General features: G+C 77.0%; 8 protein-coding genes and 1 pseudogene. 3 read left to right on the forward strand and 6 right to left on the reverse strand.

Going from position 1 to position 9465, the window contains the following annotated elements; translation table 11 throughout:
• Positions 1-256 precede the first annotated feature (256 nt).
• Entirely contained in the window at positions 257-1576 is a 1320-nt protein-coding gene (locus ACFWWQ_RS21625) for an alpha/beta fold hydrolase (protein WP_384598500.1), read from the forward strand.
• Positions 1577-1744: 168 nt separating this feature from the next.
• Here the strand turns inward: ACFWWQ_RS21625 and ACFWWQ_RS21630 are convergent, their stop codons facing one another.
• The 5 genes from ACFWWQ_RS21630 to ACFWWQ_RS21650 form a co-directional block, all read right to left on the reverse strand.
• On the reverse strand, positions 1745-2812 hold the full coding sequence (locus tag ACFWWQ_RS21630; protein WP_384598502.1) for an aminotransferase class V-fold PLP-dependent enzyme: 1068 nt from the start codon (positions 2810-2812) through the stop codon (positions 1745-1747).
• 241 nt (positions 2813-3053) lie between these two features.
• On the reverse strand, positions 3054-3758 hold the full coding sequence (locus ACFWWQ_RS21635) for a DsbA family oxidoreductase (protein WP_384598504.1): 705 nt from the start codon (positions 3756-3758) through the stop codon (positions 3054-3056).
• A 137-nt stretch (positions 3759-3895) separates the two neighbouring features.
• Positions 3896-4492: a GNAT family N-acetyltransferase gene (locus tag ACFWWQ_RS21640; protein ID WP_384598506.1), complete on the reverse strand. Its 597-nt coding sequence runs from the start codon at positions 4490-4492 to the stop codon at positions 3896-3898.
• A gap of 122 nt (positions 4493-4614) precedes the next feature.
• Positions 4615-5136 carry a GNAT family N-acetyltransferase gene (locus ACFWWQ_RS21645; RefSeq protein WP_384598508.1) on the reverse strand — a complete coding sequence of 174 codons (522 nt, stop codon included), beginning with the start codon at positions 5134-5136 and terminating at the stop codon, positions 4615-4617.
• Positions 5137-5273: 137 nt separating this feature from the next.
• Positions 5274-6827, reverse strand: coding sequence for an aldehyde dehydrogenase (NADP(+)) (locus ACFWWQ_RS21650; RefSeq protein WP_384598510.1), 1554 nt, complete (start codon positions 6825-6827; stop codon positions 5274-5276).
• 120 nt (positions 6828-6947) lie between these two features.
• Here ACFWWQ_RS21650 and ACFWWQ_RS21655 point away from each other — a divergent pair, with 120 nt between their 5' ends.
• Positions 6948-7718: an IclR family transcriptional regulator gene (locus ACFWWQ_RS21655; RefSeq protein ID WP_384598512.1), complete on the forward strand. Its 771-nt coding sequence runs from the start codon at positions 6948-6950 to the stop codon at positions 7716-7718.
• A gap of 440 nt (positions 7719-8158) precedes the next feature.
• A complete protein-coding gene (locus ACFWWQ_RS21660) occupies positions 8159-8806 on the forward strand; it encodes a sortase domain-bontaining protein (protein ID WP_384598514.1) in 648 nt (215 codons plus the stop codon).
• Between the two features lie 67 nt (positions 8807-8873).
• Here the strand turns inward: ACFWWQ_RS21660 and ACFWWQ_RS21665 are convergent.
• Positions 8874-9465 (reverse strand): annotated as a pseudogene (locus ACFWWQ_RS21665) (hypothetical protein); the annotation flags it as partial.

Raw genomic sequence — 9465 nt, forward strand, 5'->3', positions numbered from 1 at the left:
CGGGGGTCGCGCGGGGGGTGGGTCCCCCGCCCCCCCCCAACCCCGCCCCCCGCCCGGGGCCGCCAGTCTTTGGGGGTGGGCGCCCCCCCCCGCGCCGTGCGCCCGCCAGGGATGGCAGGCGCACGGCGCAGGGCGTCGCGCGCCCCGGTCTCCGGGCGAACGACGGGACTTGACGGACACCCCCTAGCCTGACCGCGGTGTTCGTGCCCGTCCGGCGGTGGCGGGCGCACCGACGACGAGGAGTGAGGACGGGTTCATGAACGTCGACCGGCTGCCCGGGGTGACCCTGACCGACCATGTGCTGGACGTGCCGCTGGACCACGCCGCCCCGGGCGGCGAACGCATCGAGGTGTACGGCCGGGAGGTGGTGGCCGCGGGCCGGGAGGACGCCGCGCTGCCGTGGCTGGTGTTCCTCCAGGGCGGGCCGGGCAACGCCGCGCCGCGTCCGCTGGGCCGGGAGTCGTGGCTGGGCCGGGCGCTGGAGGACTACCGGGTCCTCCTCCTCGACCAGCGGGGCACCGGACGTTCGACGCCCGCCAACCGGCAGACGCTGCAGCTGCGCGGCGGGCCCCGGGAACAGGCCGGGTACCTGGCACATTTCCGCGCCGATGCGATCGTGCAGGACGCCGAACTGTTCCGCCGCCGGCTGGCCGGCGCGGGCACCCCGTGGAGCGTGCTGGGGCAGAGCTTCGGCGGCTTCTGCACCGTCGCGTATCTGTCGCAGGCTCCCGAGGGGCTGCGCGAGGCGCTGGTGACCGGCGGGCTGCCCGGTCTCGACGCGAGCGCCGAGGACGTCTACCGGGCGGCGTATCCGCGAGTGGCCCGGAAGAACGCCGCGCACTACGCCCGGTATCCGCGGGATGTGGCGGCGGCGCGGGAGATCGCGGCGTATCTGCGCGAGCGGGAGGTACGGCTGCCGGGCGGCGGGATCCTGACGCCGCGGGCGTTCCAGGCGCTGGGGATGCTGCTGGGCAGCGGCAACGGCTCGCACGTCCTGCACCATCTGCTCGCCGACGCATGGGTGACGGGCCCGGCCGGGCGGGAGTTGGGCGACGCGTTCCTGGAGGGCGTCCGGGCGCACCTGTCGCACGCCGCGGCGCCGCTGTTCGCGGTGGTCCACGAGGCGATCTACGGACAGCGGTCGGTGGACCCGGGCCCGACGGCGTGGGCGGCGCAGCGGGTACGCGACGGCCTGACGGCGTATCCGCAGTTCGACGTCGGCACCGTGCTGGACGGCGCCGGGCCGCTCTACTTCACCGGCGAGATGATGTACCCGTGGCTCTTCGACACCGACCCGGCGCTGCGCCCGCTCAAGGAGACCGCACAGGAGCTGGCCGAACGGCGTGACTGGCCGGACCTGTACGACGCCGGGCAGCTGGCGGTCAACGACGTACCGGCCGCCGCCGCGGTCTACTTCGACGACATGTACGTCGACACCGCGCACTCCCTGGCGACGGCGGACCGCATCCGCTCCCTGCGGGTGTGGGTGACCAACGAGTGGGAGCACGACGGACTGCGGGTGAGCGACGGGGCGGTGCTGGACCGGCTGTTGCGGATGGTGCGCGGGGAGGTATGAGCGGGCGGCCGGGCGCGGCGTGCGGCGGGGCCGGGCGTGGGCGTCGGCCGGGTGTGCGGCGGGGCCGGGACGCGTGGGTGCGGGCGGGCTCGGGCCGCGCGGCCGGCCGGGCCGGGACGTGTGCGAGGCGTGCCCCGGCCCGGCGCCCGGCGCCCGGCGCCCGTCCGTTCACGCCTCGCCGATGACCTCCAGGGCGCGGTCGACCTCGTCGGCGTCGTTGTAGAGGTGGAAGGCGAAGCGCAGCTGGCCGCCGCGGACCGCGACGCGGATGCCCGCGGCGGCCAGCCGGTCCGCGGCGCCGGACGGGCCCACGACGGAGACGATCGCGGAGCCGGGCGCCGGGCGGGGGTCAAGACCCCGGGCCATCAGCCCGGCCCGGAAGCGGTCGGCCAGCGCGGTGTTGTGGGCGTGCACCGCGGTCACGCCGATCTCGTCGAGCAGGGCGAGGGAGGCGGCGGCGCCCACGTAGGAGAGCAGGGCGTGCGGTTCGTCGTAGCGGCGGGCGGTGGCGGCGGGCCGGGCGATCGGGCCGTAGCAGGACGCGCCCGGGTCCTCCCCCGCGACCCATCCGGCGTGCCGGGGCCGCGGCCCGTCGCCGCCGAGGGCGCCGTCGCCGAACGCCAGGAAGGTGGTGCCGCGCGGGCAGAGCAGCCATTTGAAGGCGCCGCAGGCGAGGTAGTCGAAACCGGTGGGGCGCAGCGGCAGCCAGCCGGCGGCCTGGGTGACGTCGAGGAACGTACGGGCGCCGTGCGCGCGGGCGGCGTCGCGGACCGCGTCGAGGTCGGCGATCCGCCCGTCGAGCGACTGCACGGCGCTGAACGCGACCAGCGAGGTGGTGGGCCGCACGGCTTCGGCGAGACCGTCGAGCGGGGCGGTGCGGAACGTGAGGCCGGGGGTGGCGGCGAGCGGGTTCACCAGCGAGCTGAAGTCACCCTCCGGGACCAGGACCTCCGCGCCCGGCTCCAGCGTGGTGGCGACGAACGCGGAGAGCACCGCCACGGAACTGCCGACGGCGACCCGCTCGGCCGGTACCCCCAGCAACCGGGCGAACCCCCGCCGCGCCTCCTCCGCCGGGCCGAAGTAGTCGCGCCCCATCGTGCCGTACGTGGCGGCGTCCGCCACGGCCTCGCACACGGCGGCCCGCGAGCGGGCCGGGAGCAGCCCGCCCGAGGCGGTGTTGAGATACGGGGTCCCGGGCGCGAACTCGGCTCCGCCGAGTGAGGTGGGTCGCTGCATGAGACCACTGTGCGGGGAGGGGCGCGTGGCGTCCATGGGGCCCGGGGTGGCGGGACCCCTCCGGGCGGCGCACCCCCCGGGCGGCGGGGTCGGGGCGCCGTGCTCGCCGGCGGGGGCTCGCCCGGGCGGCGTGGAGTGGGGCTCCCCCGGGCGGCGGGGCTCGCCCCAGGGCGGGGCGAGGCCCAGTGGGCGGGGCGAGGCCCCGGTGGCGTGCCCTGTACCGCGTACCCCGGGCGCTCGCCTACGCCGTGGGCACCGCGCAACCGTCATCGCCGCAGACCCCGGCGTCACCGGACGCGAGCGGCTGCACAACGCCCTCCTGGTGGGCGCGTTCCAGGGCCTCCCGGAAGACCTCGGCGGGCTGGCCGCCGGAGATGCCGTAGCGGCGGTCGATGACGAAGAACGGGACGCCGGTGGCGCCCAGCTCGGCCGCCTCGCGTTCATCGGCGCGCACCGCGTCGGCGTAGGCGTCCGGATCGGCCAGCACCCGGGCGGCCTCCTCGGCGGGCACCCCGGCCTCGGCGGCGAGCGCCACCAGGGTCTCCCGGTCACCGAGCGGCCGCGCGTCGGCGAAGTTGGCACGGTAGAACGCCCCGAGCAGGGCGTCCTGCACCCCGTGCGCCTTGGCGAGGTGGAGCAGCCGGTGAAGGTCGAAGGTGTTCCCGTGAACCCGGTCCGACCGGTACCCCAGCCCCTCCCCCCGCGCGGCGTCCGCGACCCGCGCCTCCATCGCCTCGGCCTGCCCCCGGCTGACGCCGTACTTGGCGGCCAGCATCTCCAGCACCGGCACATCGGTCGGCGCGGGCGCACCCGGGTCCAGCTCGAAGGACCGGTGCACCACCTCAACCCCGTCCCGCCCCGCAAACCCGGCCAGCCCGGCCTCGAAGCGGGCCTTGCCTATGTAGCACCAGGGGCAGGCGATGTCGGACCAGATTTCGACGCGCATGGGGTTTCTTTCCTCGTACGGGGACCGGATCCGGCACAACCCGGATGAGCGGTGGGTTATTCCGCGGGCGGGTCGGCCCCGTAGGCGGGTCGGGAGGGCGCCGGGCCGTGGGGCCCGGCGCCGTCACCGGGCGGGTCCTACACGGCCGGTTCCCGCCACATCGTCCAGAGGGTCGGGCCGCCGCCCGGCAGGGCGAGTTCCTCGCGGACGGTGAAGCCGAAGTGCTCGTAGACGGGGAGGTTGGCCGGCTTCGAGGATTCCAGGTAGGCGGGGAGGCCCGCCGCGTCGGCCTTGGCGAGGCCGGAGCGGAGCAGGGCCGCGCCGTGGCCCTGACCCTGGACGGCCGGGTCGGCGCCGAGGAGCGCCAGGGACCAGTGCGGCTCGGCGGGGGTGTGCGCGGCGGCGGCCTCGACCGCCTCGCCGAACAGGCCCGCGCGGTCGCCGAGGATGTTCTGCAGCTCTTGGATGGTCTCCGCGTCGGGCACGGCCTGGGCCTGCGTCTCCGGCGGCACCCAGAACGACACCGCCGCGCCGGTGCGCTCACACACCCCGGCGTGGGCGTACTGCCGGGTGAAGAGCGTGGTGAAGTACCGGCCCAGCGACGCCTCACGGGTGGCGTCGTCCGGGAAGAACCAGCACATCATCGGGTCGTCGTCGAAGGCGCGGACCAGGGTACGGCTGATCAGCGGGGCATCGTCGAGAGTGGCCGCCAACGGCACGTTCGATATCGGCATACGGGTCATTCTGTACCGGGTGATCTTGGGCGGTACGGCGGGCCCCGGGTACGGCCGACGGCCCGCGAAGTCCCGCCCCGTGGACGGGCGTCCGGGCGGATGGCGCGGTTCCGCGGGCACTTCTAGGGACTGTCGTCCCGAAGCCGCAGCGTCAGCGTGAGGTGGGTGGCGTCGGGGACCGGCCCCCGGGACGGATCGGGGTGCCAGCCGCGGGCGGTGTAGAAGGCGCGGGCGCGGCGGTTGTGCCACAGGACGTCGAGGCTGGCGGCGGTGTGCCCGGCCGTACGCCACGCCCGCAGGCATGCGGTGTGCAGGGCGTGGCCGACGCCGGTGCCCCAGTGGGCGGGGTCGACGTGGAGCTGGTGGAGGACGACGGTGCCGGGCGCGGCGGCCGGGCCGTGACAGGCGGCGCCGACGACCGCCCCGCCCCGCTCGGCGCAGAGCATCCGGGCACCCGGCCCGGCCAGCGCATGGTGCCAGGCGTGGTGGGCGGCGGACCGGTGAGCGCCCGGATCGGGATCGGCACCGGGGTGGCGGGCCCGGTCGTACGCGACGCGGGCGCGGGCGTGCAGCGCTGCGACGGGCTGGAGATCCGCGGCGCCGCCCGCACGGATGGTCAGGGTGCGCGCCTCGTCAGGAGTCACCGGGCGGGCCCCATCCGGGCACAGGCGTCGGCGGGGCTCACCGGGCGCGCCCAGGTCAGGGCACGCGCCTCGTCTGGGTTCACCCGGCGGGCCCGCCCAGGGCACGCCCCTCCGTCAGCACTCATCAGCCGGCCCCCTCAACCCAGTTCGGGCCGCCCGTCCACCCACCGGGGCAGCCCCAGCGGATTCCCCTCCCGCAGTTCCGCCGGAAGCAGCTCAGCCGGAGTGTCCTGGTGGACGACCGGGCGCAGCCAGCGTTCGATCGCGGTGGCGCCGACCGAGGTGGCGGTGGAGGTGGCGGCGGGGTAGGGGCCGCCGTGGTGCTGGGCGGGGGCGACCGCGACGCCGGTGGGCCAGCCGTTGACGACGATGCGTCCGGCGAGCGCGGTGACCTCGGCGAGCAGCCGGGCGCCGCGGGCCGCCGGGTCCTGGCCGGCGCTCTCCTCGGCGGAGAGGTGGAGGGTGGCGGTGAGGTTGCCGGGCAGCTGGGCGAGGACCGCGGCGGCCTCGTCGTCCCCGGTGTGGCGGACGACGACGGTCACCGGGCCGAAGCACTCCTCCAGCAGGAGAGCGTAGGCGGCGGGGTCGTCGAGGAGGCGGGCGGCGGGCAGCGTCAGGAATCCGGCGCCGACGGTGTGGTCGCCGCACGCGCCGGGGGTCACCGGGGCCTCGACGCCGGGGAGTTCGGCGCGGGCGCGGACGCCGTCGACGAACGCGTCGCGCATCCGGTGGTCGAGGAGAACGCCCGCCCCAGTGTCGCTGACGGCCGCGGTGAGCGCGGTCAGCAGCCGGTCGCCGTCCGGTCCCTCGGGGACGAGGGCGAGGCCGGGCTTGACGCAGAACTGGCCGACGCCGAGCGTCATCGACGCGGCGAGCCCGGCGCCGATCTCCTCAGCGCGTTCGGCGGCCGCCGCCTCGGTGACGACGACGGGGTTGAGGCTGCCCAGCTCACCGTGGAAGGGGATGGGGTGCGGGCGGGCGGCCGCCGCGTCGAAGAGGGCGCGGCCGCCGCGGACCGAGCCGGTGAACCCGGCGGCGGCGATCAGCGGATGGCGCACCAGCGCGACCCCGGCGTCGAAGCCGTGGACCAGGCCCACGACGCCCTCGGGCAGACCGGTGTCGGCGGCGGCGCGGCGCAGCAGCGCAGCGACCAGTTCGGAGGTGGCCGGGTGATCGGGGTGGGCCTTGACGACGACGGGGCACCCGGCGGCCAGGGCGCTGGCGGTGTCGCCGCCGGGCACCGAGAAGGCGAGCGGAAAGTTGCTGGCGGCGTAGACGGCGACCGGCCCCAGCGGGATCTTGTGGCGGCGCAGATCGGGGCGGGGCGGGGCGAGCGACGGGTCGGCGTGGTCGATCCGTACGTCGAGGAAGGCGCCCTCGTCGACGGCGTCGGCGCAGGCCCGCAACTGGTAGGTGGTGCGCGCCAGTTCGCCGGTGAGGCGGCCGGGGCCGAGCGCGGTCTCGGCGTCGGCGGCCTCGATGACGCGGGCGCCGGTGGCGTCCAGCAGGTCGGCGGCGCGGCGCAGCAGGGCGGCGCGGGCGGCGCGGGCGGCGAGGGCCGGGCGGGCGGCGTGGGCGGCGCGGACCGCCGTGTCCACCTCGGCGGCGGTGGCCTCCACCGCGACCTGTTCGCGCCGCTTCCCGGTTCGGGGGTCGACACTCCAGACTGGTGCTGCCGTCGCTGTAGCCACCGCGTATTCCTCCCGAGCGTTCTCTTGCCGCAGGCCGGACACCGTTCGATATGGTGAACAGCGTCCTGGGTGCTGAACCTCTGGGACTCTAGGGCGGGCCGATCAGAGGGGTCAAGGGCGATGTCAGCTGCGGAGACGGGTGGAGCACAGGTCAAGTCCGCGGTACGGACGGTGGAGCTGCTGGAGTACTTCGCGGGCCGCCCCGGTATGCACAGTCTCGCCTCCGTCCAGGAAGCCGTCGGCTACCCCAAGTCCAGTCTCTACATGCTGCTGCGCACCCTCGTCGAGCTGTGCTGGGTGGAGACCGACGCGACCGGTACGCGGTACGGCATCGGGGTCCGCGCGCTGCTCGTCGGCACGTCGTACATCGACGGCGACGACGTGGTCGCGGCGGCGCGGCCGACGCTGGACCGGCTCTCCGACGACACCACCGAGACCATCCACCTCGCGCGGCTGGACGGCGTCAACGTGGTCTACCTCGCAACCCGTCAGTCCCAGCACTACCTGCGGCCCTTCACCCGGGTCGGGCGGCGGCTGCCCGCGCACTCCACGTCGCTGGGCAAGGCGCTGCTGGCCACCTACTCCGACGAGCAGGTGCGGGAGCTGCTTCCGGCGAAGCTGGCGGCGCTGACCGCGCACACGATCACCGACCGCGAGCGGCTGATCGAGGAGCTGCACGCGGTCCGCGAGCAGGGGTACGCGGTCGACCGCGAGGAGAACACGCTGGGGCTGCGGTGCTTCGGCCTCGCGATCCCCTACCGGACCCCGGCGCGCGACGCGATCAGCTGCTCGGTGCCGGTGGCGCGGCTGACGCCCGATCACGAGCAGCTGCTCAAGGACACCCTCTTCGACGCCCGCGACCGGCTGCTGCTGGCGACCCGCAGGCTCTGAGTACGGCCGCGGGGCGCGCCACGCCGTGCCACCTGCGGGCGGAGCGGCGGCGCGCCCGTGGCGGCTCACCCGTTCACCCCAGCGTGCCCCGGGCGGTCCCGACACGCCGTTGACACGCTGTCCGACCTGCGGAGATCACGGATTCGGCGGGCGGCGGGCCGGGCGGGCGGGGGCGTTCTGACATGACGTCAGCAGGCTCGCGACGCGCCGGGCGGTTTATCTCGGAGGGAGCAGGTACGGAATCCGACGTTCCGACGGCGCACGGGGCGCCGCGTCCGTACCTCGGAGGTTCGTCGTGTACGCCACCTGCCCGCACATAGGCACCGCACCGGCCGTCACCGGCCCGGGGCGCGCGCCTGACGCCGCGCGCCGTACGGCCGCTCCGGGGTGCTCCGCCGGTGTCCGCGGGCCGCGCCGCCGCGCCGCCGGGCGGGCCTGACATGTCCGGCGCGCCCGGGACCGCCGGGGAACGACGGCGCAGGCCGCGCGGCCGGACGGGCAACGGCGTGGCGGTGCTGGCGCTCGCCGCGGTGGGTGCCGGGGGCTGGCTGATAGCCGTCGGCGCCCGGGCCACCGCACCGCAGCGGCCGCCCACCGCCCAGGGGCTCGGCGGCCCGGCAGCCCGCGCCACGTCCCGGGGCACCGCCCCGCTGCCGCCCTCCCCGCCGGTCCGCGTCCGGATACCGGCCGCCGGGATCGACGCCCCGCTGACCGGACTCGGCCACGACGCCCGCGACGCGCTCCGGGAGCCGCCCGCCGACCGGCCCGGACTGGCGGGCTGGGACCGCGACGGAGTGCCGCCCGGCTCCCCCGGCACCGCCGTCGTCACCGGACGCGCCGCCGCCACGGCCGGGCCCGCCGCCTTCCAGGGCCTGGCCGCGCTGCCGCCGGGCGGCACCGTCGAGGTCCGCCGCGCGGACGGCCGGACCGCGCTCTTCACCGTCGACGCGGTCGCGCCCCATGAGCGGGACGCCGTCCTCGACGGACGTGCCCACGACCTGACCGCCCGGCCGGAGTTGCGCCTGCTGACCTGCGGGGACGCGGAGCGCGGCGTCGTCGTGTCCGCCCATCTCACCGGCGCCGGATAGCCACCGCCCAGGGGGGCCACAGACGGCCGGGGCGGCCCGCGGGAGCCGCCCCGGTCCAGCCGTACCGTCAGCGCGCCGACAGGGTTTCCAGCGCGGCGCCGACGGCGGCCAGGTCCCGGTCGCTCGCCAGGCCCGCGTGGTAGAGGCGGAGTTCCCCGGCGCCCAGCGCGGCGGCGTGCGCGGCGTCCGCGGCGAGAGTGACGGGGCTGCCGCCCATGCCGGAGACGACGGTGAAGTTGGCGGCGAGGGTGGCACCGGCCGCGTCCGGCGCGGCGGCGAACGGCCCGAGTGCGTCGGCCCGCTGCGCCGTGTCCGGGCCGCACGGCACCACCACGCCGTCGGCGTATCCGAACACCCCGGCCGGGTCGGTACCCGCGTTGGCGCCGCAGCGGTGCGCGGCCGGGTCGGCGTGGAGCAGCACCCGGAAGCCGGGGGCGGCGGCCTCCCGGACGGCGGCGACGGCGGCCCGCCGCAGCCCCCCGGCCGCCCGCGCGCGCCAGGCCCGCACCACGGCGGCCCGGTCGGCACCGAGCAGCGCCTCGACGGCAGCCCACTCCCCCGCCCGGGGGGGGGGGGGGGGGGGGGCGGGCCCCGCCGCCGCCCCCCCGCCCCCCCCCCCCCCGCCGCGCCCCCCCCCCCACCCCCACGGCGGCCCCCCC

It is taken from the genome of Streptomyces sp. NPDC059080, from assembly GCF_042739975.1.
Taxonomy (GTDB): domain Bacteria; phylum Actinomycetota; class Actinomycetes; order Streptomycetales; family Streptomycetaceae; genus Streptomyces; species Streptomyces benahoarensis.